Source organism: Polaribacter sp. M10 (assembly GCF_054968445.1).
Window position 1 is genome coordinate 86,904 of sequence record NZ_JBSSBG010000008.1, and the last position, 25,651, is coordinate 112,554.

Consider the following 25,651-nt stretch of genomic DNA (forward strand, 5'->3'; position numbering starts at 1 on the left):
TTATTTAAAAAGTGCTTTTTTTATTGTTTGGCTAATAATTGCCTATAATTTGGATAGTTGTTAACTATATAAAAACTTGTATCTATCTAACAGTTCTACCTCTAATTAATGATATAACAAATAAAACTAAAAATACAAAGAATAAAATTTTTGCGATTCCTGCTGCTGCTCCTGCAATTCCTCCAAATCCTAAAACTCCTGCAATTAAAGCGATTACTACAAATGTGATTGTCCAACGTAACATAATATATTTTTTTTAAGTGAGCATTTATTTCATTTATAGATGCTAAATGCTTTACATCCTTAAAGTATTTCATAACTTTTTCTTACACTTCAAAGGTATCTATACTATGTGCTAGTTCTTAGTGCATGAGGTTTAGATTTTAACTCATATCAAAAAATTATAAATATTTTAAAGAATTTAAACCAAATTTTAAAGTACATTTACTAAAAAAAATAATAGAGTTCTATTAATAATCAATAATTTTTATAATAAATATGTTACATATTGAAATTATTCCAGATGGTCCTAAAGATTTTTTAGAACAACTACAAGATGCTATTGGAGGAGAAATTACTGAACGTTGGAGCGAATTTGTGTTAAGAGTTAATAATGAAAATGCCATTGGTAGCATTAGATATATCCCTTTTGATTGGGGCGTACACTTAATAGATTTCGATATAAAATTTCATAAAGAAATTTTTATTCATACTCAATCAAATGAAGAATTTAATCCAATTCGTTTTATTTATCCTTTAGTAGGTAGTTTAAAACATAAATTTGGTATTCATAATAGTATTAAAGAAGTAAATCAATTTCAATCTTTAATTTACACCAATAAAGATGGTGGTTATAATGATATTATTTTTCCGAAAGGCGAAACCCTAAAAATTAATGTGATACAAATTGTTAGAAAATATTTCTTAAAGAAAAGAACTACGAATGTTTCTACTTTAAATCAGAAATTATACGAAGTTTTTGTAGATACAGATCATGACAATCGATTTTCTAGCTATGGTACTTTAGACCTTAAAATGGCAGAATTAATCAAAAAAATGCTTAATATAAACGCTAAAGGAATGCTTAGAATTTTAAAAATTGAAGCAAAAATTTACGAAATTCTATCTTTACATATACAGCAACACAACCGACTTTTAGCAGGCGAATCTTTACCAGAATCTATTAGTAAAAGCGATTTAAAATTGGTTCGTAAAATTGGAAATGATATTTTAAAAAACCCTGCAAAACCTTATACGTTAAGTCAGCTTTCGTTTAAATCTGGTTTAACCCAAGCAAAACTGCAAGAAGGTTTTAAGTTTTTGTATAACAGAACAGTTACAGAATACATTAGACATGTACGTTTAGAATCTGCAAGAGAGATGTTAAAAAATAGCGATTTAAACATTTCGCAAATTGTTTACAGTATTGGTTTTAGTAGTAGAAGTTATTTTTCTAAGATATTTAAAGAGAAATATAACATTACTCCAAATCAATTTAAAAAAAAACTAAAAGTAGTATTAGTATAATAAAAAAGCCTTGATATTTATAAAAATACCAAGGCTTTCAATCAACCAACCACTATTAAAAAAATTTACTACTTATTTTAACATTTTCTTTATAAGCAACATAATACCATATTTACTTATGGTTCTTAGTATTGAATTTATCCAGTTTATAGGTTCTAGAATACTTTCAAAATTATGTTTCACAATTTTTAGTTCTTCTTTAGCAATATCTTTTTCAAGTTCTAACTTTCTTAAGTCTTTTTCAATTTCTAGAAAAGAAGTGTATGTTTTCATAATGGTTTTATTTATTTGAATCGAAAAATTGATTAGACATTTCGCTTATAATTATTTTATCGATTATTCTTTTTCTTAGCATATAAACTATTAAACCTATAAAAGTTAATAGAAGCCCGATAATTAAGTATCCTAAAGAAATATTATTAAGATAATTTCCTATAGAAATGGCACCAGCAATCAATAAAAAAATAAATCCTACAGATAATAAACTACCTATAAAAAAGAGTTTACAAATTGCACTTAAAGAATAGGTTAAAATCTGAAATGTTTTCAATTTACCATACTTATAAGCAGTAGTGATGTACTTTTTACCAACATCTGCACCCTCTTCAGAATTACTTTTAAAAGCTTCTAAAATGTTCATAAACTAGGCTGTTTTTTGTAATTTTTTATTCTTCTCTTTTAAATCTTTCAATTTATTTTCTAAAGTTGTAATTACATCTTCTGTTTTATGGCTTACATTAGAAACCACCTTTTCTAATTGTACATCTAACGTTTCTTTTTGATTCTCTAAAGTATTGGTTGCTCTTTCTTTTAAATCGATGGCAGTATCTGCAATAATGTCTTTTACATTTATAGCCTCATCAGCTATTTTCTTTCTTGTTTTGGTTCCTTTATCTGGCGCAAATAATATTCCTAATGTTGCTCCAATTGCTGTACCTGCTAATATCCCGATTAATGTGTTACTACTATTACTCATCTTATATTTTTTTAATGGTTAAACTTAACTTGTTTGCATTATTACTAGCTATGTAATGAATACACCACAAAATTAAAGGATAAGTATAGTTTTGCTTAACTCAAATACAATGAATATTAACTCATACCAATAAGTAAAAATTGAAAAGCTGCACTTGTAGTTTTTTGTGCCAATTGATTAATTGCGTTTTCTGTAAGTTGCAAAACTCTTGGATAACCTCCTGTAACTTGGCAATCTCTCATTAACACAATTAAAGTGCCAGAAGGTGTTAGTTGTACTGTGCCTGGTAATACTGATGATGTAAGTATTTGCGCTAAATTGTTGGTTAAAACCTCATTTAGTTTATACCCCATTCTACTATTGTCTTTAGAAACAGTAAAAAAAGTATCTAAGATTTGTTTTTGTTGATGATCGCTCATTAAATCAAATTCAGGACCTTTATAACATTCAATAAACAGATTTGTAAAATGATTTTGATTGATTTTGATGGATGCTTTTGATGTTTCAATTCCATTTTCTATCTCTTTATAAGGAATACAATCTCCTTTTCTAAGCAAAAAATCTTTGGTTATATTTGGATAAAAACTTCTACTATTTAATTTCTTTGCTGACAAAAACCCATCTTTAACAGCCAAATAACAGCGAATTCCGTAGTTAATTTTCCCAAAGGATAAGATATCATTTGGATGAATTAAAATTCTTTTATTTAGAGAAATTGCTACATTATTAATAGTTGGCGAAAAATCTCCACCAGAAATACAGATTGTAGTGGTTTTAGTAAACTGGAATTTACAAGCACCTAATGTAATTTCTAGTACAGCACAATTAGCAGAATTATTTAAAATACTATTTGCTAAATCTGAAGAAAACTGATCCATTGCACCAGAAATAGGCACACCAACTGAAGCAAAACCAACTCTACCTTTATCTTGAATAGTAGTAAAAAAACCTGATTTTAAAACCTTAAGCATGTTGTAAAGTTTTAATAAGTTGATATTTTTTTGCCTGTATTTCTTTTTCTAGTTGATAAAACTCATCTAAAGAAATGGATTTGAATTTTATAAAATCGCCAGCTTTTGCAAAACAAGGGTTTTCTTTTTCTACATCAAAAAAATTGATGGGAGTTTTACCAATAATATTCCAACCTCCAGCAGAATGATTAGGATAAACACCAGTTTGCATCCCTCCTATTCCAACAGAACCTTTTGGTACATTTAATCTCGGATTTGGTTTTCTATCAAAAAATAATTGTTGATGCAAGCCTCCTAAATATAGAAATCCTGGTAAAAAACCGATAAAGTAAATTTTATATAAAGCAGAGCTATGTAGTTGAATAATTTGATCAATAGCTAAGTTCGATTTTTTAGATATTTCTTTTAAATCAATTCCGAAAGTAACATCATAACAAACAGGAATTTCCCATTGAAAATTGTTTTGTTTTTTTTCTTTTAAAGTTGATGTATAAATCAATTTTAATTGATGAACCTCATCATTAAAATTCGAAATAAAGTACTCATAAACAATAGTTAAAGAATTATAACCTTGAAGAATATCGACAATTTCTGTTTTATTTATTAATATTATTTTCTCTTTAAAAAGTAAAATATCTTCTAATATTTTATCATCAATAATAGATTGCCATTCAATTAAAATTGCTTTTGCTCCAAATGGTTTATATGTAAGATTATTAACCAATAGTAAAACCTTCTTTTGATAATTCTTTATGTAAAAATTTTACAATTTCTAGAGCATTTTCAGTATCTCCATGCACACAAAAAGTATCTGCTTTTATGGATATTTCTAAACCTGAAATTGTTTTTACTTTCTGATGTTTTATCATCTGTAAAACATGATTCAAAACTTCTTTTTCATCAACTAATAAAGCATTTTTTTGTTTTCTAGAAACCAAAGTTAAATCGTTATTATAATTCCGATCAGCAAAAGCTTCATACATTATCTTGATATTATTTTTTAAAGCAACTTTCTCTATCACAGAATTGTAAGGCACATATAAATAAGCTTCTTTTAAATATGGTTTTATAACATCAACAAAAAAAACAGCCAACTTTTCATCTACAGCAATTGCATTATACAATGCTCCATGTGGTTTTATGTGATGTAATTTTGCATCAAACAAAGACAATCTTTCTAAAAATAAATTTATCTGATTTTGAAGATTCTTCTTTAAGTCTTCATCAGCAATTTGCATTAACACTCTACCAAAATTTTCTTTATCAGGAAAAGAAGGATGTGCACCAATTTTCACCTTATTTTCTTTCGCTAATTTTATAGTTTTATCAATGGTTTTAACATCACCAAAATGACCACCACAAGCAATATTACAAGACGAAATATAAGGCATTAGTAAATGCTCATTAGCTACACCTTCTCCAACATCGCAATTAATATCAACAATCATTTTAGAAAACATTAAACACTTTTAGAATACCTTTTACACCAAGAAAAACAGCAATTAATAAAATTATAAATCCAAAAATATTCTGAGTTTTAGAATTTACAAAACCACCTAAAACACTCTTTTTATTCATAATCCATAATAAAATTCCGGCTATTATTGGCAATAACATACCATTTGCAACTTGCGCAAATTTTATAATTTCTATAGGTTTAATACCAATTGACGAAAACAAAACACCTAAAAAAAGTACAACAATCCAAACAAATCGAAATGATTTAGATTGTAAACCACCTTTTAAACCCAAACATCCTTTTGCTACATAAGCTGCTGCTAAAGGTGCTGTAATTGCAGAAGTTATACCAGCAGCAAATAAGCCTAAAGCTAGAAAGTATTTGGCAAATTCGCCATATAAAGGTGCTAAACCTTCTGCTAAATCTGCAGCATTTAAAATATCTTTAGATGGTATTGAGGCTGCAGAAATAATAATAGCCATAGAAACCATTCCTCCTAAAATAATAGATACAATTGTATCTTTTTTCGCGTATTTTAAATCCTCTTTTTTATTCCATCTTTCTTTAACTAAAGAAGCATGTAAAAACAAATTGTAAGGCACAACAGTTGTACCAATTAAACCAATAATTGTTAATAAACTTTTCTCTGGAAACTTAGGTATCAACAATCCTTTTAAAATTTCTAAAAGATTTGGTTTGGTTACTATTGCTGTTATTACAAAAGAAAAACTCATTAATAAAACCAAAGCCACCAAAGCTTTTTCAAGAAATTTATAATTACCAATATATAAAAGTACAAAAGCAATTACACCAATTATTAAACTCATTAAATTAATAGTTAACTCACCAAAAATGAGTTTAAACTCGCCAAAAACAGTTTCTAAACCTAAAATTCCTCCACTAATATTACCTGCTTCATAAGAAGCATTACCAATAACAATTGCCGATAAAATTAAAATGGTAATAAATTGTTTTAAAAACGGTATTTTAATTTCTTCACGAATAACTTCTGATAATCCTTTTTGAGAAATAATACCCAATCTTGCAGCCATTTCTTGCAAAACAATGGTTGCAATAATTGACAATAACATTGCCCAAAGTAAATTAAAACCGAAATTTACACCAGCCAAAGTGCAAAGTGTTACTGTTCCTGGGCCAATAAATGCTGCAGCTACTAAAGTACCTGGACCAATATTCTGAAACCATTTTTTAATCATGTAAAATACATTTTAGTAAACAGAATAAAGATACTATTTAAAAAGAAAAACACCTCAAAATTGAGGTGTTTCTATCTAAACTAACAACACTAACAAACTAATGAGCGTATCTCTGAGGGCCACCTCTTCGAATCTCTTCATTAGCAAATTCTTCGAATTGCTTAAAATTATGTCTAAATGCATTCGATAATTTAAACGCAGTTTCATAATAAGCTTCATCGTTATTCCAAGTTGCTCTTGGGCTCAATAATTCTGTTGGCACACCAGGACAAGATCTTGGTTGTGCAACACCAAACACAGAATGAATGTGATAATCTTCGTATCTATAATCACCTAAATCTCCATTTAAAACAGCAGTAATCATGGATCTTGTGTATTTTAATGGCATTCTTCTACCCACACCATATTTACCTCCAGACCAACCTGTGTTTATCAACCAAACATTTACACCAGCTTCTGTCATTTTTTTACTTAACATTTCTGCATATCTTGTTGGATGTAAAGGCATAAATGGCGCACCAAAACAAGCAGAAAAACTTGGTACTGGTTCAGTTACACCTGCTTCTGTACCTGCAACTTTTGCTGTGTAACCAGAAATAAAATGATAGGCAGCTTGTGCAGGAGTCAATTTTGAAATTGGAGGCAAAACACCAAAAGCATCTGCAGTTAAAAAGAAAATATTTTTCGGATTTTGGCCAATAGAAGGCTCTTTGATGTTATCTATATGATAAATAGGATAGCTAACTCTAGTGTTTTGAGTGATAGAAGTGTCAGAAAAATCGACAACTCCATGATCATCCATTACAACATTTTCTAAAATTGCACCTTTTTTAATGGCTGCAAAAATTTCTGGTTCTTGTTCTTGCGATAAGTTAATTACTTTTGCATAACAACCTCCTTCAAAATTAAAAACAGTGTTTTCAGCTGTCCAACCATGTTCATCATCACCAATTAAACTTCTGTTTGGATCTGTGGATAACGTTGTTTTTCCTGTACCTGATAATCCAAAGAAAATAGCAGTATCTCCAGCTGTACCAACATTTGCAGAACAGTGCATAGGCAAGGTATTTTTATACATTGGTAAAATAAAATTTAGAGCAGAAAAAATTCCTTTTTTAATTTCACCTGTATACCCTGTACCACCAATTAAAGCAATTTTTTTTGTAAAATTTAAAATTGCAAAATTGTGCTGACGAGTTCCATCAACCTCAGCATCAGCCATAAAACCTGGTGCATTAATCACTGTCCATTCTGGAGTAAAATCTTCTAACTCTTGCTCTGTTGGTCTTAAAAACATATTATAAGCAAACATATTGCTCCAAGGATATTCGTTAACCACACGAATATTTAACTTATAATTTTTGTCTGCACACGCATAATTATCTCTTACAAAAATTTCTTTTTCTGATAGATAATCAACCACTTTGGTGTACAATTTATCAAATTTATCTTCTTCAAAGGGTAAATTTATCTTGCTCCACCACACTTCATTTTCTGTAATTGCATCTTTAACAATAAAACGATCCATAGGAGAACGCCCAGTAAATTCTCCTGTATTTACAGCAATTGCACCTAAAGAAGATTCTACACCTTGTTCTTTTTGCAAAGTTTCATGATGTAATTCATTAGAAGTTAACTGATAACGAATTGTTGCATTTTTGATTCCTAGACTATTTAACGAAATCGATTTCGTATTTGTATCTACCATACCAATATTTTTGTATATTAAACTATAGAACAAAACTAATGAATATTTTAAAACCCTTATATATTGAACCTAAAAATTATTAAATTTTTAGTCGTTTTTTAATTTCTTTGCGAATATAATAATCATTGAAATCCAAGCGATTATAAAAAATAATCCGCCTAAAGGCGTGATAAACCAAATGGATTTTGCTGTAATTTTTGTTAATTGAATTAAATAAATAGATCCTGAGAAAAAGAGAATTCCTAAGAAAAAAAGGTAACTAATTGTATTTTTTTGTTTGATAGAAAACTCATCATACATATTTACAAACAACAAAACAATTGTATGATACATTTGATAACGAACTGCAGTTTCAAAACTTTGTAACTCAGCAACAGTTAAAGTTTCTTTTAAAGCATGTGCACCAAAAGCACCTAAAATAACAGCTGATACACCTAAAAAACAAGTAATTATTAAATTTTTAAACATTTATTATTGATTTTGTTAATTTTTAAACAAATATATTATCTTCGTAACCAATCATTTTGTTTTGTAACCAAATAATTCTCTCAAAATGATTACTAATACTTCACAAAAATACAGCTTTCTTTTATGAAAAATATTTTAATCATTGGCGCAGGAAAATCGAGCTCAGCTTTAATAAAGTATTTGTTAGAGAAATCTAATGAAGAAAATTTACGATTAACTATTGGAGATTTATCCACAGAAAATGCGCAAAAATTAATCAACAATCATAAAAATACAAAGGCAATTATTTTGGATGTTTTTGATGCACATCAAAGAGAAAAAGAAATTGAAAAAGCAGATCTTGTAATTTCGATGTTGCCTGCAAGATTTCATTTAGAAGTTGCCAAAGATTGTATCAAACTTAAAAAACATATGGTTACAGCATCATATGTATCCAAAGAAATGAAAGCACTAGATAATGCCGCCAAAAAAAATGGTTTGGTTTTTATGAACGAAATTGGTTTAGACCCAGGATTAGATCATATGAGTGCCATGAAAGTTATTGATAACATTAGAGAAAGTGGTGCTAAAATGCTGTTGTTCGAGTCTTTTTGTGGTGGTTTGGTTGCTCCTGAAAGTGATACAAATTTATGGAACTATAAGTTTACGTGGAATCCTAGAAATGTAGTTTTGGCTGGCCAAGGAGGAGCTGCCATGTTTATACAAGAAGGTACTTACAAATATATTCCTTATCATAAATTGTTTCGAAGAACAGAATTTTTAAAAATTGATAACGAAAAATTTGAAGCTTATGCCAATAGAGATTCTTTAAAATATAGAAGTGTTTATGGTTTAGATGATATACCAACTATGTACAGAGGAACCATTAGACGTGTTGGTTTTTCTAGGGCTTGGAACATTTTTGTACAATTAGGAATGACAGATGATTCTTATACTATTGAGGATTCTGAGCACATGAGTTATCGCGATTTTACAAACTTATTTTTGGCCTATTCTCCTTCAGATTCTGTAGAACTAAAATTACGTTCTTATTTAAAAATTGATCAAGATGATATTATGTGGGAAAAATTAGTTGAACTTGATCTTTTTAATCCGAAGAAAAAAATTGAATTGGTAAATGCAACTCCTGCTCAAATTTTACAAAAAATTTTAGAAGATTCTTGGACTTTACAAGAAAACGATAAAGATATGATTGTAATGCAGCACCTTTTTGGTTATGAATTTGAGGGCAAAAAACTACAAATTGAAAGCAGTTTGGTTGTGGAAGGCGAAAATCAGACCTATACAGCCATGTCAAAAACTGTGGGATTACCTGTTGCAATTGCGGCTTTAAAAATTTTAAAAGGAGAAATAAAAACTCCTGGAGTACAAATACCCATAACTAAAGAAGTATATGAGCCTATTTTAAAGGAACTTGAAAACTATGGAATTAAATTTACTGAAAGAAATGTGAAATATTTGGGGTATAATCCTAATAATGTTTTTGGTTGATCGTTATTCCACAGAGATTCACAAAGTTTTTTCACGGAGATTCTCTGAGTTTAAACCTTACATTTTCAAATAAAAATCTTTGGTTAAATCAATATATTCTTTGGTGTATTGATGACGTTCGGTTTCAATGATTAAATGTTCCTTTTTTATTTCAGATTGATGAAAAGAAAATGCTAACAAACTTCTTTTTATTGCTGATGTTGGGTTTCCTTGAACATGACAAACTTTATTTAAGAATAAACCTTTTTTACTTGCTAAACTGATAAAATTCTCTTCTTCTTTAAATGGAAGAATAATATTAAATTTTCCATTGGCTGATAAAATTTTAACCACTCCAGAAATTAAATCATCAAAAGACAAAGCAGATGTAAATCTGGCTTTATTTCTAGCTTTATTATCAGACTCAAAATCATCTGTATAAAAAGGCGGATTCGAAATAATTAAATCGTAAGTTTCTTCCTCTTCTGCAATTTCATCCGCAAATTCTTGAAAAGTGGCATTGTAACAATACAAACGATCTCCCCAATCAGATTGCTCAAAATTTTCTACAGATTGTTCGTATGCATTTTCTTCTATTTCTACAGCATCTATTGTCATTGCATCAGAACGTTGTGCAAGCATTAACGCAACAACACCAGTGCCAGAGCCAATGTCTAAAATTGTATCTGGATAAAAATCTACAGCACACCAAGCACCTAATAAAACTCCATCTGTACCAATTTTCATCGCTGTTTTATCTTGGTTAACTGAAAACTCTTTAAATTTAAATACTGAATCCATTCTGCAAAATTAGTAATATTTATTTCTAATAATTCTTATTTTAACTGGCATTGCGTTATTTTTGTACATCACCCTAGAATCATTTAAAATGAAAAAATTATTTCTTTTATTACTTGTTGTTTATAGTTGTACAACAGGGCCAATTCAAACTGAAGAAGAAAACACGGAAGTTTTAGATAAAACAGTTAGAATAGAAGTAAATACTTTACAAGAAAATGATGCAGTACAGATTAATTATTATGACTATATTGAAGACAAACATATTTTAAATGAATATCTTTTTGATTATGATTCATCTGGGGACGCAATACCTATAGTTATTACTTTAGATGATTACGATTTTAGATATATTCAAGGAAATATTTATAGAAAAAACTCTATTCCGACACAACTCTCTTTAAAAATTTATGTTGATGATGAATTGATTATTGATGAAAGCAAAACTGGTGATGGATCAGAGTGGATAAATATTGAATTTAACTACGATATTTTAAAGGAAGAAAACATCTAAAAGCAACAGATTAAGAAATTTTAATCTATCTATTTAGATGTTATTGATAAATTTCTGAAATTTATTTGCAGAGAGGAAGGGATTCGAACCCTCGATACAGTTACCCATATACTACCTTTCCAGGGTAGCTCTTTCGACCACTCAGACACCTCTCTAATTTAGTAGTAACTTTAAATTTTTTTAATCCGAAGAAAGATTTACAAATACAATTCGATTAATCCTTCAGGAGTTTCTACGTGTATTTGTTTGTTTTCTCTATCTACTTTTTTGATAAAATCATCAATCATAGGTATAAAGATTTCTTTACCTTCTCTATCAATTTCAAAAAGTGGTTGTGCTGCTTTATCATTGATATGAACAATATTGCCAACTTCGCCAAAATTAGCATCAACAACCTTAAAACCAATTACTTCGTGAAAATAAAATTTATCTCCAGATAATTTTGGTAATAAATCTAAAGGTAAGTAAATACCACATTTTAAAATAGAATCAGCTTCTTGTTCAGAATAGACATCTTCGAACTGAACACGCAATTGATTGCCTTTGTGTAGCGAACTTTTTTCAATAAAAAATGGAACCAGATTTGTGCCAAATTCGACATAAACTGATTCCATATTTTTATACAACTCAGGTTCGTCTGTATCTAATTTGATAACAACTTCACCTTTAAAACTATATTTTGTTACGATTTTGCCTAAATAAAAACAATCTTCTTTACGCATTCGTAATAATTTATAATTTATTCTGCTGCTTTTTCTGCTGCTTCATCAATAGTTTCAGCTGCTGCTTCAACTTCTTCAGATGCATCTTCTGCAACTTCTTCTACAGCTGGTTTAGCTGCTTCAATTCTTGCTTCGTTAACCGCTTTTTCAGCTGCTAAAGCTTTCGCTTTTGCATCAGCTTCTGCTGCTGTTAAACCTTCTTCTTTTGCAGAAATTTTAGCTTCTTTTTCTTCTAACCAAGCAGTAAATTTAGCTTCTGCTTGCTCTTCTGTTAAAGCACCTTTACGTACACCACCAGCTAAATGATTTTTTAACATAGCACCTTTATAAGATAAAATTGCTTTTGCAGTATCAGTTGGTTGTGCACCATTTTGTAACCATTTTACAGCACCATCAACATCTAAGTTAATTTCTGCAGGGTTAACATTTGGGTTGTAAGTACCTATTTTTTCTAAGTATTTACCATCTCTTTTTGCACGGGCATCAGCAGCAACAATCCAATAGAATGGTTTCCCTTTTTTTCCGTGTCTTTGTAATCTGATTTTTACAGACATAATTTGTTAATTTTTTAAGGTTCTCGACCTTGGTTATTAAAAATCTTACCATCTCGTGATAAGTGGGCGCAAAAATACTAACTTTTTTTGATACTAAATCACTAATAACCTATAAATTAATGATTTTTTTAGTATAAAATTATTTTATAAATTCTTCAAAAGACTTTAAATTTAATTCATCTAAGAATTTAACTTTCTTTTTTATTTTCTGATAATCAAGTTTTGCAGTTTCAAATCGTTCTTCTATTATAGATAAACTTTCTAATTCTGCATTAGAAGGTTTATCATAACTTGTGGCAATTTTACTGTATAAATCAGCCATTTTTTCTCTTAATTGAGGTTCTGCTGAGCCTACATAATTGTCTCCAGTTGTAATTACCAAAGTTTTCTTTAGAGCTGTTAACTTTTCTACGATTTTTTTCTTTCTAAGCGCTTCTGCCTTTTCTAATATTGCATCTAACTCATATACCATATATGCCAATTCTTCTGTCATATCATACATTTTCATGGTGGTATTGTGTTTCATTTCTCTGTCTGATGCTGATAAATTTGATTTAGGATCATAGATTAATTCTAAATCTTGAGTAAAAGTATCTTTACCTTTCTTTAAAACAACTTTGTATGTTCCAGCTTTAACTAAAGGAGAAGTAAACCCACCAAAACTAAAGGTTTTTCCTTTTGCTACTTTTGGGTTTTTAAGTCTGTAATTCCAGTTTACAATATTAATTCCTTTTGATTTTCCAGGACCTAATTTACTAATTATATTTCCGTCTTTATCTTGTACTTCTAATGTCATTTTACCAAAAGTATGACGTCTGCTTAAATGGTATTTTATTTGCGCAGCTCTACTTGGGTTTGCACCTACAAACTGAGTTTCTGCTCCAAAATCTCCAGAAAAACTTCCTTCTTCGAAAATTACAGTTGGTTTAGATGTAAAGAAATGTACTTTCTCTTTTAAAACATCATCATTAATTTCTCTTAATGGAGATATATCATCAATAATGATAATTCCTCTACCATGTGTTCCCATTACTAAATCGTTAGTTTGTTTCTGTAATTCTATAAAATGTACAGCTACAGCAGGCATATTATTAGTAAATTTTACCCAATTTTTACCTCCATTAATCGTAATGTATAAACCGAATTCTGTACCTAAAAATAATAAATCAGGATTTACATAATCTTCCTGAATATTTCTAACAGAACCTACCACATCACTAGTAATAATACTTGTCCATGTTTTACCAAAGTCTGTTGTTTTGTATGCATAAGGTTTCATGTCATTCATAGTATGTCCATCAAAAACAACATAAGCTGTACCTTTATTAAAAACACTTGCTTCTATATGATACGTCCACGTATTTTTAGGTAAATCTGGCACATTTGCAATGGTATTTGTCCAAGTTTTCCCTCCATCTTGTGTTACTTGTACATTACCATCATCTGTACCAACCCAAATTATATTTTCATCTAAAGTAGATTCTGCAATTGTAAAAATTGTGGTATGATTTTCTGCTCCTGAGTTATCCATAGACAATCCACCAGAATTACTTTGGTCTTGTTTTAAAGGATCATTAGTTGTTAAATCTGGTGAAATTATTGTCCAAGTATCTCCCATATCTTCAGATTTGTGAACATACTGACTACCCATATAAAAACGATTGGGTTGATGTGCACTTATAGCCATAGGTGCATTCCAATTAAAACGAAATTTTTCATAACCTTTTTGTGGCAAAGGCTGAATGGTTTTTACTCTTTTTGCAGCTACATCATACCTCCAAACATTTTCTGCTCCTTGCATTTCTGAGTAAATGATATTTTTTGTCGGATGTTTTAACACTCTAAAACCATCTCCTGCTCCTATAGAATTCCAATCTCTTGCTTCTATCCCTCCAGGTGATGAAGAAGGGCCATACCAAGAACCATTATCTTGTAAACCACCATAAATATTATAAGGTTCTGCATCATCTACACTAACTTGATAGAATTGAGAAATAGGTAAATTCTCTACAATCTCCATAGTTGTACCTCCATTTAAAGAACGATAAACTCCACCATCTGTACCTGCATAGATTCTATCAGAGTTATGAATATCAAAAGTAATATCGTGAATATCACTATGCATATTCCCTAAGTTTTTAAACGTTTTACCTCCATCTCTAGAAATAGAACCACTTAAACCTCCTTTTACTACTACATCAGGATTTTTTGGATCTATAACAATTCTAGAAAAATAAAAAGGACGCACAGTAATACCAAAATCATTGTTCAATTGTTTCCAACTTTTACCTGCATCATCACTTCTATACAAACCTTTTCTTTCGTTTTTTTCTGCTTCAATAACTGTGTAAAGAATATTAGAATCAGAAGGTGCAACTGCAATTGCTAATCTACCTAAACTACCTTCTGGAAATCCGTTATGAATTTTATTCCAAGTTGCACCACCATCAATTGATTTGTACAACGCACTATTTTTACCTCCAGATTCAAAAGACCAACCTGTTCTTCTAAATTCCCACATAGAAGCATATAAGATATTTGGGTTATTAGGATCCATGGTTAAATCTGCACAACCTGTTTTTTGATTGGTATATAAAATTTTAGCCCAAGTTTTACCAGCATCAGAAGACTTATAAACACCTCTTTCTTCACTATCTCCCCACAAAGCGCCTAAAACACCTACATAAATTTCGTTAGAATTCTTTGGATTAACGATTATATTTGCAATACGATCTGAGTTTTCAAATCCTATTTTATCCCAAGTAACTCCACCATCAACAGTTTTATACAAACCATCTCCATAAGAAACACTATTTCTTGTCCAAGTTTCTCCTGTACCTACATAAATTGTATTATCAGGATCGTTAGGATCTACTTCTACAGCGCCAATAGATTGACAATAATCATCAAAAATCGGATTGAAAGTTACACCTCCATCATTCGATTTCCATACACCACCACCTGCAGTTCCTGCATAAATAATTCTATTATTTGTTGGGTGATTTTCTAAGTCATTAATTCTACCACTCATTAAGGCTGGCCCAATATGCCTTGCAGTTAAATCTCCAAATAATTGTTTTCCTTTTGTGTTTTTACTTTGTGCATCAACCTTAATTGAAAAAAATAAAAACAAAAAAGCGACTAGTAAAAGTTGTTTTTTCATTTTAGTTTGGTTTTAGTGATTAAAAAAATCCCCAAAAATTAATTTGAGGATTTTAAAAGATATTGTTAAACTATTCTTTTTCTTCTGGAAAAGCGAATAAAGCTGCATCTACAGTTGGATTTAATTCAATTTTAGTGATTGTTAAAGGCGCTCCTGGCTGCCCTTTTACACCTTGTGTCATCGAAAAAGGAAAGAACAAACCATCTACTTCTTGATAATCGCTCATTGTAATTTCTGACATCATTCCTTTACCAGGTCCAGATTTTATTTCTGTTTGTATTGCAATTGGTACAAAATTTTCGGTATCAAAAAAGTAATATGTAATGCTATCTTCTTTTTTACCATCAATAGTAACAGGTTCTTTTGTTAGTTTTATTTTAAAGGTTTCTGCACCATCAATCGTTTCTTTACCTAATAATTCTACTTTGTACCCTTTTTCTTTATAATCGATAAATGCATCAGGAAAATCATTCATATCTAACTTCATATTTGCAGTAGCTTCTGCATCACTTTTTTCGGCTTTCATCGTCATAAAATTATGTCCCCATAAAGTTTCGCCGTCAAAAACACCTTGTTTAATTTCTTTACCTTGAAAATTGATAACCGTCATTTGTTTACCATCAGCCAATTGATACATCTCTAAAGGAATTTCCATACCCTGCTGATTTACTTTGGCTGTCATTTTAATCCCTTTTATGTTTTTAAAATTTTCAATCCCACCAATGTTTTCATAGTAAGTAGCTAAAATTTCATCTACTGTTTGCGCATTAGCAATAAGTCCAATAAACATTACAGCTACTAATAATAATTTTTTCATTTTTTAAAATTTTGATTTAATGTTTCTTTATATGTGTGTCAATTTACAAAATTGTTACAGATTATTTACTTGTTTTTTAACACAATCCTAAAATTCTTAAAAATTACTAAAAAGCAAATGAGTTAAAATCGAAAGCTTATGAATCAATCTCAGCTTTACTTCTTGTTTAAATTTGTATCAACATTAAGATGTGAAACAATACGCATCTCAAAACAATTTATTGGAATTTAAAATGAAAATGACACAATGAAGTACACAGAAAAAATTTCGAACAAATTAAACGAACTATTAGAAAAGAATTACGATGCAGAAAAAGGATATTTAAATGCTGCCGAAAATGTAGATAGTTCTCGATTAAAAATTTTCTTTAAAAATAGAGCCTCAGAACGAAGTGAGTTTGCTAAAAACTTAAGAACAGAAATCTTATCTTATGGGCAAATACCAGAAGAAACAGGAACATTTCAAGGTACTATGCACAGAAACTGGATGTCCTTAAAATCTTTATTTAGCTCTAATGATGAAGAAGCAATTTTAGAAGAAGCAATTAGAGGTGAGCAAGTAAGTTATAATGAATACACAGAAATCTTAGAAGAAGATGCCTTTGCACCATCTACAAGAAAAATGTTAGAAAGCCAAAGACAGCAAATTCAATCTGCAATTAATAGTTTAATGGTAGAAGAAGAATTAGCATAAAAATAAATTATTTGAATTAATTTTAGAAAGTCAATCCTTAATTGGGTTGACTTTTTTTGTTGATAAGTCTCTTTACTTTTTAACTTAAAAACTTCTTTGATTTCGTACATTTAACCTTCCAAAATAATGAGCAAAAAAAATCATTTATGTACTTAATTTTTGATACAGAAACCACTGGTTTACCCAAAAGTTGGAATGCACCAATTACAGACACAGACAACTGGCCAAGGTGTATTCAAATTGCATGGCAATTGCATGATGCAATGGGAAATGTATTAGAACATAACGATTTTTTAGTACAACCAGAAGGTTTTAATATACCTTATGATGCAGAAAGAATTCACGGAATTTCTACTGAATTAGCACAAGAACAAGGTATTAAACTAGACAAGGGTTTAGCACTTTTTAACGAAGCTCTTAAAAAAACCAAGTTTATAGTTGGGCAAAATGTTGGTTTCGATATTAATATTATGGGATGTGAATTTCATAGATTAGGTGTAGAAAATAACTTAACAAAACTGCCACTTTTAGATACTTGTACAGAAAAAACGGCACAAATGTGTCAAATTCCTGGTGGTAGAGGAGGTAAATTTAAATTACCAACGTTAACAGAATTACACAATCATTTATTTGGTGTTGGTTTTGGTGAAGCCCACAATGCAACTGCAGATGTTGAGGCAACTACACGTTGTTTTTTAGAATTAATTCGATTAAGAGAGTTTACCAAAGAAGAATTAGATGTAGATGCAGATTATTTTAAAAACTTTTCTGAAGCAAATCCGAAACCTATTCAGGTTATTGGCTTAAAGCACATCAACCTAAAAAAAGAAAGCGACAAGATTCGTAAACGTCTCGAAAAATTAAAAGACGTTAAAGAAACCAAATCTACATCAGAAGGTTTAGCAGAATTAAAAGATGTACAATTTGCTCATTTACACAATCATACGCAATACTCTGTTTTACAATCTACCATGCAAATTGGTAACATTGTAAAAGCGGCTGCCAAAGATAATATGCCAGCTATTGCCATGACAGATACTGCAAATATGATGGCTGCTTTTCATTTTGTGAGTGCTATTTTAAATCACAATAAAAATGCAGAAAAACCTATAAAACCAATTATTGGTTGCGAGTTTAATGTGTGTGAAGATCATACCAATAAATCTCAAAAAGACAATGGTTACCAAGTAGTTTTGTTAGCAAAAAACAAAAAAGGATATCACAATTTAGCAAAAATGTCTTCGATTGCTTTTGTTGATGGGTTTTATTACGTGCCCAGAATTGACAAAGAAATCATTAAAAAATACAAAGATGATATCATTGTTTTAACTGGTAATTTATATGGAGAAGTACCAAGTAAAATTCTAAATCTTGGAGAAAAACAAGCTGAAGAAGCTTTACTTTGGTGGAAAGAGCAATTTAAAGATGATTTTTACATTGAGTTGATGCGTCACAATCAACAAGATGAAAATATTGTAAATGAAACCTTATTAAAATTCTCTAAAAAACACGATATAAAAATTGTTGCCACAAACAACACTTTCTATTTAGAAAAAAAAGATGCAAACGCACACGATATTTTACTATGTGTAAAAGATGGCGAAAAGCAAGCTACACCAAAAGGTAAAGGTCGTGGTTACAGATATGGTTTGCCTAATGAAGAATATTATTTTAAGTCTTCAGATGAAATGAAAACGCTTTTTGCAGACTTGCCAGAAGCCATTATCAACATTCAAGAAATTGTTGATAAAATTGAAATATTCACTTTAGCAAGAGACGTTTTATTACCAGCTTTCGATATTCCAGAAAAATTTAAAGACGCCAGAGATGATGAAGATGGAGGAAAACGCGGAGAAAATAATTTCTTAAAACACCTAACTTTTGAAGGTGCAAAAATTCGTTATGGAGAAATTACGCCAGAAATTAAAGAGCGTTTAGATTTTGAGTTAGAAGTAATTGAAAAAACAGGTTATCCTGGTTACTTTTTAATTGTAGAAGATTTTATTCGCGAAGCCAGAAAAATGGATGTTGCTGTGGGTCCAGGACGTGGTTCTGCAGCTGGTTCTGTAGTTGCGTATTGTCTTTGGATTACGAATATAGATCCTATTAAATACGATTTACTTTTTGAGCGTTTTTTAAATCCTGAACGTGTTTCCATGCCAGATATCGATATCGATTTTGATGATGAAGGTCGTGGACGTGTAATGGATTATGTAATTGATAAATATGGTGCAAATCAAGTTGCACAAATTATAACTTACGGAACAATGGCTGCAAAATCTTCGATTAGAGATACAGCCCGAGTTTTAGATTTACCGCTTTTTGAAGCGGATAGAATTGCCAAATTAATTCCTGGAATAAAACTTAAAAATATTTTTGGTGATGACCCAAAAAGTAAAGGTAAAGTTGATGGTTTACGTGCAGAAGAAAAACAATTAGTAGAAGAATTAAGAAACATGTCTTTGGGTTCAGATCTTATTTCTGAAACCATTAATAAAGCCACAATTTTAGAGGGTTCTGTTAGAAATACAGGTATTCATGCTTGTGGTGTAATAATTACACCTGGTGATATTACAAATTACGTTCCTGTTGCTTTGGCTAAGGATTCTGACATGTATGTTACCCAGTTTGATAACTCTGTAGTAGAATCTGCAGGTTTGTTAAAAATGGATTTCTTAGGTTTAAAAACGCTGACTTTAATTAAAGACACTGTAAAAATTGTAAAAGCAAAACATGGTGTAGAATTAGATCCTGAGAATTTTCCCTTAGATGATGTAAAAACTTACGAGTTATTTCAAAGAGGAGAAACAGTGGGTATTTTTCAGTATGAATCTCCAGGAATGCAAAAACACATGCGCTCTTTAAAGCCAACTGTTTTTGCAGATTTAATTGCAATGAATGCCTTGTACAGACCTGGACCAATGGAATACATTCCGAGTTTTATCAACAGAAAACACGGAACTGAAGATATTGAGTACGATTTACCAGCAATGGAAGAGTATTTGGCAGAAACTTACGGAATTACAGTTTACCAAGAGCAAGTAATGCTACTCTCGCAAAAACTAGCAGACTTTACCAAAGGTGAAGCCGATGTTTTGCGTAAAGCCATGGGTAAAAAGCAAATTGCTGTACTTGATAAAATGAAACCTAAGTTTATTGAGCAAGCAGGTAAAAATGGTCATGATGAAGAAAAGCTAGAAAAAATCTGGAAAGATTGGGAAGCTTTTGCAAGTTATGCTTTTAACAAATCTCACTCTACTTGTTACGCTTGGATTGCTTATCAAACTGCATATTTAAAAGCACATTATCCTGCAGAATATATGGCTTCTGTACTTTCTAATAATATGAAAGATATTAAAGCTGTATCTTTCTTTATGGAAGAATGTAAACGAATGGGATTACAGGTTTTAGGACCAGACATAAATGAATCTTATTTAAAATTTTCGGTAAATCAAGAAGGCGCTGTTCGTTTTGGAATGGCAGCAGTTAAAGGAGTTGGTGCTGCTGCTGTAAGAGCCATAATTGCAGAGCGTAAAGAAAACGGAAATTATACCTCTATTTTCGATTTGGCAAAACGTGTAGATTTAAGAGCCGCAAACAAAAAATCTTTTGATAGCTTAATTAAAGCTGGTGCTTTTGATTCTTTTACAGATACACACAGAGCACAATATTTTGCTACTGATGAAAAAGGGTTAACTTTCTTAGAACGTGCCATGAAATTTGGTAGCAAATATCAAGAAAACAAGAATTCTGCACAGGTTTCCATGTTTGGTGAAGCGTCTACTGTTCAGTTTCCTGAACCAGATATTCCTGAGTGTGAAACTTGGGGAACCATGGAATTATTATCCCAAGAAAAAGAAGTTATTGGTATATATATTTCTGCACATCCTTTAGATGATTTTAAAAATGAAATGATTTTCTGCAATGCTTCATTAAAATATTTTAAAGAAGATTTGGCAAAATATGTGGGTATGAATTTGTCTTTTGCTGGTATTATAACTGATGTACAACATAGAGTTTCTAAAGCTGGTAAAGGCTGGGCAATGTTTACCATAGAAGATTATGGAGATAGTAATGAGTTTCGAATTTTTGGCGAAGATTACCTAAAAATGAAACACTTTTTAGTGCCAAATTCTTTCTTATTTGTGCGTTGTACAATTCAGCCTGGTTGGACAAATAAAGAAGGTGTAACTGGAGAACCAAGATTAAAATTTACAGAAATGAAATTATTGCACGATATTATGGATGAATTGTGCAAAAAATTAACCATTAAAATTTCTGTAGATGATATTACTGAAGAAACCATAACTAACCTACAGAGAATTCTTAGAACAAATGGAGGTAAACAGTCTTTAAAGTTTACTATTTGGGATGCTAAAGAAAAAATTGAAGTAAACTTACCAAGTAGAAACACAAAAGTTAAGGTTTCTAGCGAATTATTAGCAACACTTCAAAAACAACAAATTAATTATAAATTGAATTAAAATAAGACATTATTGTATTTTGAGTACTATTTTTATCAATTTGATGAAATAGTGCTTTTTATTTATCAAAAATTCATTTTATAATTTTTATCATTTTAAAAGCTATTATAAATCGTTTATTTTGTAATTTTGTTTAACAAAATCAAAATATCATGAAACAAAAAAATAACGGTACTTGGGTTAGCTGGAATGAAAATTTAAAGTACAACTACACTACAAAGTATGCTATTACTACTGAAGATGAGCTGAAAGAAGTAATAGCAAATAACGAAAAGATACGTTTTTTTGGAAGCAAACAATCTTCCGCAGATATTGCTGCAGGCACAGATGTTTTGATTGATATGACAAACTATAACAAAATTGTTTCCTATGATTATAATAAAAAAACAATAACAGTTCAGTCTGGTTTAATCTTAAGCGAGTTATTAGAAGCTATAGAATCTGTTGGTTGGTGTATACCCTGCTTACCAGATATTAATACCATTACCATTGGTGGAGCTTTAGCTACAGGAACCCATGGTACAAGCGGAAAATTATTATGTGAATACATGACTGCATGTAACTTAGTGCTTGCAGATGGTAGCATAAAAAAAATTACAGAACAAGACAATTTAATAGATGCAGTTCGTGTTTCTTTAGGCATGTTAGGTGTAATGTCTACAATTACTTTTCAATGTGAACCTGCTTACACACTTCATGTAAAAGAAAGACCAGAAAGTGATAATGAATGGTTACCAAAAATAAAAAGCAGATTAAAAAAGCACGACTTTCTAAGAATTTTATGGTTGCCTCATACAAACAAAGGTTATGTAATTACTGGTGATAAAATTGATCCTAAAAAAGAAATTACTGAAAATAAAGGACCAAATTACTTAAAACATAGAAGAAACACTTCTAAATTTCTATATAAATATTCTCACAAATTTCCTTGGATTACTGCAATCGCTAATAAAATACTAGCCAAAGCCTTTTTCAGCGCTAAAAAAGAGCACAAAGGTACATTATACCAAGCTACAGTTACTAAATCTAGAGGTTCTACTTTAGAATTGGCAGAATGGACAATTGCTTTAGACAAGTTTCCAGAAGTTTTTAATGAATTAAAAACAGAAATTAACAAGTGGAGTAATAAATCTTTTATTCACATTCCTATGGATGTGCGTTTTGTGTATCAAGATAAATCTTGGTTAAGCTATGCCTATAAACAAGATACAGTAACTATGGGCTGTGTTTCTAGAAATGCTGCAACTGCAGATACTTATGAAGCATTTAAAAGTATCGAAAAAATATTTTTAAAACACGGAGGTAGACCTCATTGGGGCAAACGTTTTTCTGCTAAAGATGCTCAATTATCTAAAATTTATCCAAAATGGAATGACTTTAAAGAAATTAGAGAAAAATTAGATCCAACTAACAAGTTTTTAAATCCATATTTAACTAAATTAGTGGCCGCTAAAACACTAGTAAATGAAACTGTTGCCTAAAGGTTTTTTATTCGATTTTGATGGAGTTATTGTAGATAGTTTTAACAGTCATTATTCTGCTTGGACTTCTGCTTTTAAAGAATTATTTAATGAAGAAATCGCTCCTTTTCCAAAAAGTCATACAGGCAAAACACCTTTAATAATTGCAGAATATTTTTGCAGCGTTATTGGTAAAGAAGCTCAAACTAAAGAATTGTATTACCTAAAAGACGAGCATTTAGACAAGTATTTTACAGTGCCTGAATTATTACCAGGTGTTCGTGAAATTACAGCTTTTTTATCCGAAGAAAAGATTCCTTATGGCATTGCAAGTAACGCAACTAAACAATTTTTAAAAAATAGCATTCAGCATTTAGACTTAAACTTTACAACTGTTTTTGGAGTACAAGATTACAAAAAACCAAAACCAGATCCAGAAGCGTATAAAACACTAGCAAAAGCCTTAAATTTTAAAGAAGAAGATTTTAAACATCTTTGGGTTTTTGAAGATAGTTTAACAGGTACAAAAGCGGCTAAGGCTGCAGGCATGAATCCTATAGGAATTTTAACCCAGAACTCTGAACAAGAATTAAAAGAAGCTGGTAGTATTATGGTTTTCCCTACTTTATTAGAAGCTTATCAATATTTAACCCATTAAAATTTTTAGGGCGTTCCCTTTCAGGTCAGGCTTTCGCTACTCACTTTTTTTGCTGAAAAAGCAAAAAAGAGTTCAAACAAACCGCTCAATCCTTAACGCGTATTGCAAACTTTAAAAGGAAGTAATTTGTAGTTATTTTTTCGAGATAATTCAAGACCTGTAAAGTCTATATTTTACAGATATACAACTTTATTGTAAAGTCAATTCTCTAAACAAACTTTCTAAATTTTTGTTTTCTGCAACTAACTCTAAAATTTTTATTTTATTTTCTTGCGCAAAATCAAAAATTTGAGAACGCATATCTTCTTGGGTTTTAAAAAATAATCTCCAAGACTTATGGTCTAATTTATCAAGAGATAATAAATAAGGAATTTGTTGCATCTTACTCTCATCAATTGCAACATCAAAAACAACTTTTATAACTTGTTGATTGTAATTTTGGAGGTCTTTTAATTTTTTATCAACCAGTAATTCGCCTTTTCTAATAATTAGAACTCTATCACAAACCGCTTCTACTTCTTGCATAATATGTGTAGAAAAAAGTACCGTTTTATTTTTACCCAATTCTTTAATTAATTCTCTAATTTCTACCAATTGATTTGGGTCTAATCCTGTTGTGGGTTCGTCTAAAATTAAAACTGAAGGATTGTGTAAAATGGCTGCTGCCAAACCAACTCTTTGCTGATATCCTTTTGAGAGTTGATGTATTTTTTTATGTGCCTCTACTGTTAAACCTACTTTTTCTATACAAGTTTCTATTTGGCTTTTATCAACTTTAAAAATAGATACCTGAAATTCTAAGTATTCTCGCACATACATCTCTTTATACAAAGGATTATGTTCTGGCAAATAACCAATTGTTTTTTGAGCTGTTAATGGGTTTTGTAAAACATCAATTTCATCAACAAAAACTTCTCCATTATTGGGTTTTATAAAACCTGTTAATATTTTCATCATTGTAGATTTTCCTGCTCCATTTGGACCTAAAAAACCAATAATCTGACCTTTATCCGCAGAAAAAGAAATATTATTTAATGCTTTTTGAGTTTTATATGTTTTTGTTACGGATGCTACTTTTATTGACATTTGTTTTTTTAATTAGTTCTCGACATCATTTTTATCACTTAAAATTTACTGGAACTGTTATTTTTAATAACGAATATTATTTGATATTAGTTTGTTAATATACTTTTACTTAAACGAATACTTCTGATGTGTTTCATTCTTTGCCAAGTAATTTTATGACGTTTTTTATACACCCACAAACAACCTAAATCTAATAAAAAATAGAATAAACTAATTCCACTTGGTGGATTATGGCTTGGTAAAAACGGAATTACATCCCAAGCAATTGGAGGCCATTTCCAGCATAAAAGGCTTGTACCAATAATTTCTAGATAAGCAACAGAAACGTACATGGTTAAATAAAACAAACGTTCTCTGGGTTTGTTTCTTAAAATGTATAAGGTTGCCATTGTCATTACAAAACCAAAAACATCGAACTTAAAAATTAGAAATACGGTTGCATAAATAAAGATAAAAATGGCTAAAAATATTTCTATTTTTTTTCTGTGTTTAATGATTGAAGCTGCTTTAGAAAAATATAACACTGCTAAATAAACTAAAGCATGCCCAAAAGGAATATAATGTGGCACGTTGTCTAATCTGTAAGTATACATCCCCATTAAAACCGAAAAAAGATACTCGCCAAAAAAGCCGATTAAAACTCCAGCAATTAAGTGCTCTTTAGATCTTTTATTTACTTTAAAATATACGATTGGAAAAACCAAAAGCATGCTAATATTTGCATACAATTGTGCATTTTCTGTGATGGTAAATACATAAAAACCATCTAAAAAAAGACCATATGCAATAAATAAATACAGCAAGCCTAAACTTTTAAAAGTAGCGTATAAAGATGATTTTGTTGCTAATAAACTCATGCTGTAAAAGTAAAAAAACTAAATAAAAAATGGCTCTAAAAAGAGCCAT

At 30.2% G+C, this 25,651-nt stretch carries 24 protein-coding genes and 1 tRNA gene; 7 read left to right on the top strand and 18 right to left on the bottom strand.

Annotated elements, in window-relative coordinates; translation table 11 throughout:
* Positions 1 to 82: 82 nt before the first annotated feature.
* Positions 83 to 244 (bottom strand): DUF1328 family protein, encoded by a 162-nt coding sequence (locus tag ACWYN7_RS09420; protein ID WP_215993626.1) that lies wholly within the window; start codon positions 242 to 244, stop codon positions 83 to 85.
* A gap of 254 nt (positions 245 to 498) precedes the next feature.
* Between ACWYN7_RS09420 and ACWYN7_RS09425 the strand changes: the two genes are divergently transcribed.
* Positions 499 to 1,527: a helix-turn-helix domain-containing protein gene (locus tag ACWYN7_RS09425; protein ID WP_462859670.1), complete on the top strand. Its 1,029-nt coding sequence runs from the start codon at positions 499 to 501 to the stop codon at positions 1,525 to 1,527.
* Positions 1,528 to 1,599: 72 nt separating this feature from the next.
* Here ACWYN7_RS09425 and ACWYN7_RS09430 read toward each other — a convergent pair whose 3' ends face one another.
* The 9 genes from ACWYN7_RS09430 to ACWYN7_RS09470 form a co-directional block, all read right to left on the bottom strand.
* Entirely contained in the window at positions 1,600 to 1,800 is a 201-nt protein-coding gene (locus tag ACWYN7_RS09430; protein ID WP_462859671.1) for a hypothetical protein, read from the bottom strand.
* A gap of 7 nt (positions 1,801 to 1,807) precedes the next feature.
* Positions 1,808 to 2,167: a hypothetical protein gene (locus tag ACWYN7_RS09435; RefSeq protein ID WP_462859672.1), complete on the bottom strand. Its 360-nt coding sequence runs from the start codon at positions 2,165 to 2,167 to the stop codon at positions 1,808 to 1,810.
* Between the two features lie 3 nt (positions 2,168 to 2,170).
* Positions 2,171 to 2,503 (bottom strand): YtxH domain-containing protein, encoded by a 333-nt coding sequence (locus ACWYN7_RS09440; protein WP_462859673.1) that lies wholly within the window; start codon positions 2,501 to 2,503, stop codon positions 2,171 to 2,173.
* A gap of 116 nt (positions 2,504 to 2,619) precedes the next feature.
* A complete protein-coding gene (locus ACWYN7_RS09445) occupies positions 2,620 to 3,474 on the bottom strand; it encodes a 5-oxoprolinase subunit C family protein (RefSeq protein WP_462859674.1) in 855 nt (284 codons plus the stop codon).
* Entirely contained in the window at positions 3,467 to 4,198 is a 732-nt protein-coding gene (pxpB, locus tag ACWYN7_RS09450; protein WP_462859675.1) for a 5-oxoprolinase subunit PxpB, read from the bottom strand. Before pxpB ends, ACWYN7_RS09445 begins: the two co-directional genes overlap by 8 nt.
* The gene (gene pxpA / locus ACWYN7_RS09455; protein ID WP_462859676.1) at positions 4,191 to 4,922 is read right to left on the bottom strand and encodes a 5-oxoprolinase subunit PxpA; all 732 of its coding nucleotides are present in this window, start codon (positions 4,920 to 4,922) and stop codon (positions 4,191 to 4,193) included. Before pxpA ends, pxpB begins: the two co-directional genes overlap by 8 nt.
* 1 nt (position 4,923) lies before the next feature.
* Positions 4,924 to 6,150: an Nramp family divalent metal transporter gene (locus ACWYN7_RS09460; protein ID WP_462859677.1), complete on the bottom strand. Its 1,227-nt coding sequence runs from the start codon at positions 6,148 to 6,150 to the stop codon at positions 4,924 to 4,926.
* Positions 6,151 to 6,247: 97 nt separating this feature from the next.
* Entirely contained in the window at positions 6,248 to 7,858 is a 1,611-nt protein-coding gene (gene pckA, locus ACWYN7_RS09465; protein WP_462859678.1) for a phosphoenolpyruvate carboxykinase (ATP), read from the bottom strand.
* Between the two features lie 87 nt (positions 7,859 to 7,945).
* Positions 7,946 to 8,326, bottom strand: a complete 381-nt coding sequence (locus tag ACWYN7_RS09470) for a DUF423 domain-containing protein (protein WP_462859679.1) — start codon at positions 8,324 to 8,326, stop codon at positions 7,946 to 7,948.
* 123 nt (positions 8,327 to 8,449) lie between these two features.
* Here ACWYN7_RS09470 and ACWYN7_RS09475 point away from each other — a divergent pair, with 123 nt between their 5' ends.
* The gene (locus tag ACWYN7_RS09475; protein WP_462859680.1) at positions 8,450 to 9,817 is read left to right on the top strand and encodes a saccharopine dehydrogenase family protein; all 1,368 of its coding nucleotides are present in this window, start codon (positions 8,450 to 8,452) and stop codon (positions 9,815 to 9,817) included.
* Positions 9,818 to 9,874: 57 nt separating this feature from the next.
* Here the strand turns inward: ACWYN7_RS09475 and ACWYN7_RS09480 are convergent, their stop codons facing one another.
* The gene (locus tag ACWYN7_RS09480) at positions 9,875 to 10,597 is read right to left on the bottom strand and encodes a tRNA1(Val) (adenine(37)-N6)-methyltransferase (RefSeq protein WP_462859681.1); all 723 of its coding nucleotides are present in this window, start codon (positions 10,595 to 10,597) and stop codon (positions 9,875 to 9,877) included.
* 88 nt (positions 10,598 to 10,685) lie between these two features.
* On the opposite strand from ACWYN7_RS09480, the gene ACWYN7_RS09485 reads away from it, so the two are divergent.
* Positions 10,686 to 11,108 (top strand): hypothetical protein, encoded by a 423-nt coding sequence (locus ACWYN7_RS09485; RefSeq protein ID WP_462859683.1) that lies wholly within the window; start codon positions 10,686 to 10,688, stop codon positions 11,106 to 11,108.
* 68 nt (positions 11,109 to 11,176) lie between these two features.
* Here the strand turns inward: ACWYN7_RS09485 and ACWYN7_RS09490 are convergent.
* The 5 genes from ACWYN7_RS09490 to ACWYN7_RS09510 form a co-directional block, all read right to left on the bottom strand.
* Positions 11,177 to 11,263, bottom strand: a tRNA-Ser gene (locus ACWYN7_RS09490).
* Positions 11,264 to 11,305: 42 nt separating this feature from the next.
* Positions 11,306 to 11,830 carry a ribosome maturation factor RimM gene (rimM, locus tag ACWYN7_RS09495; protein ID WP_462859684.1) on the bottom strand — a complete coding sequence of 175 codons (525 nt, stop codon included), beginning with the start codon at positions 11,828 to 11,830 and terminating at the stop codon, positions 11,306 to 11,308.
* A 17-nt stretch (positions 11,831 to 11,847) separates the two neighbouring features.
* Complete coding sequence (locus ACWYN7_RS09500; RefSeq protein WP_462859685.1) at positions 11,848 to 12,384, bottom strand: 30S ribosomal protein S16; 537 nt, start codon at positions 12,382 to 12,384, stop codon at positions 11,848 to 11,850.
* A 139-nt stretch (positions 12,385 to 12,523) separates the two neighbouring features.
* On the bottom strand, positions 12,524 to 15,547 hold the full coding sequence (locus ACWYN7_RS09505; RefSeq protein ID WP_462859686.1) for a WD40/YVTN/BNR-like repeat-containing protein: 3,024 nt from the start codon (positions 15,545 to 15,547) through the stop codon (positions 12,524 to 12,526).
* Between the two features lie 70 nt (positions 15,548 to 15,617).
* A complete protein-coding gene (locus tag ACWYN7_RS09510) occupies positions 15,618 to 16,364 on the bottom strand; it encodes an outer membrane lipoprotein-sorting protein (protein ID WP_462859687.1) in 747 nt (248 codons plus the stop codon).
* Between the two features lie 246 nt (positions 16,365 to 16,610).
* Here ACWYN7_RS09510 and ACWYN7_RS09515 point away from each other — a divergent pair, with 246 nt between their 5' ends.
* From ACWYN7_RS09515 to ACWYN7_RS09530, 4 genes are all read left to right on the top strand, one after another.
* Positions 16,611 to 17,057: a ferritin-like domain-containing protein gene (locus ACWYN7_RS09515; RefSeq protein WP_462859688.1), complete on the top strand. Its 447-nt coding sequence runs from the start codon at positions 16,611 to 16,613 to the stop codon at positions 17,055 to 17,057.
* A gap of 146 nt (positions 17,058 to 17,203) precedes the next feature.
* Positions 17,204 to 21,541: a DNA polymerase III subunit alpha gene (gene dnaE / locus ACWYN7_RS09520; protein WP_462859689.1), complete on the top strand. Its 4,338-nt coding sequence runs from the start codon at positions 17,204 to 17,206 to the stop codon at positions 21,539 to 21,541.
* 152 nt (positions 21,542 to 21,693) lie between these two features.
* The gene (locus ACWYN7_RS09525) at positions 21,694 to 23,022 is read left to right on the top strand and encodes a D-arabinono-1,4-lactone oxidase (RefSeq protein WP_462859690.1); all 1,329 of its coding nucleotides are present in this window, start codon (positions 21,694 to 21,696) and stop codon (positions 23,020 to 23,022) included.
* A complete protein-coding gene (locus ACWYN7_RS09530) occupies positions 23,006 to 23,659 on the top strand; it encodes an HAD family hydrolase (RefSeq protein WP_462859691.1) in 654 nt (217 codons plus the stop codon). The genes ACWYN7_RS09525 and ACWYN7_RS09530 overlap by 17 nt, the downstream gene beginning before the upstream one ends.
* A 189-nt stretch (positions 23,660 to 23,848) precedes the next feature.
* Here the strand turns inward: ACWYN7_RS09530 and gldA are convergent, their stop codons facing one another.
* On the bottom strand, positions 23,849 to 24,745 hold the full coding sequence (gene gldA / locus ACWYN7_RS09535; protein ID WP_462859692.1) for a gliding motility-associated ABC transporter ATP-binding subunit GldA: 897 nt from the start codon (positions 24,743 to 24,745) through the stop codon (positions 23,849 to 23,851).
* Between the two features lie 86 nt (positions 24,746 to 24,831).
* The gene (locus ACWYN7_RS09540; RefSeq protein ID WP_462859693.1) at positions 24,832 to 25,602 is read right to left on the bottom strand and encodes a hypothetical protein; all 771 of its coding nucleotides are present in this window, start codon (positions 25,600 to 25,602) and stop codon (positions 24,832 to 24,834) included.
* Positions 25,603 to 25,651: the final 49 nt, after the last annotated feature.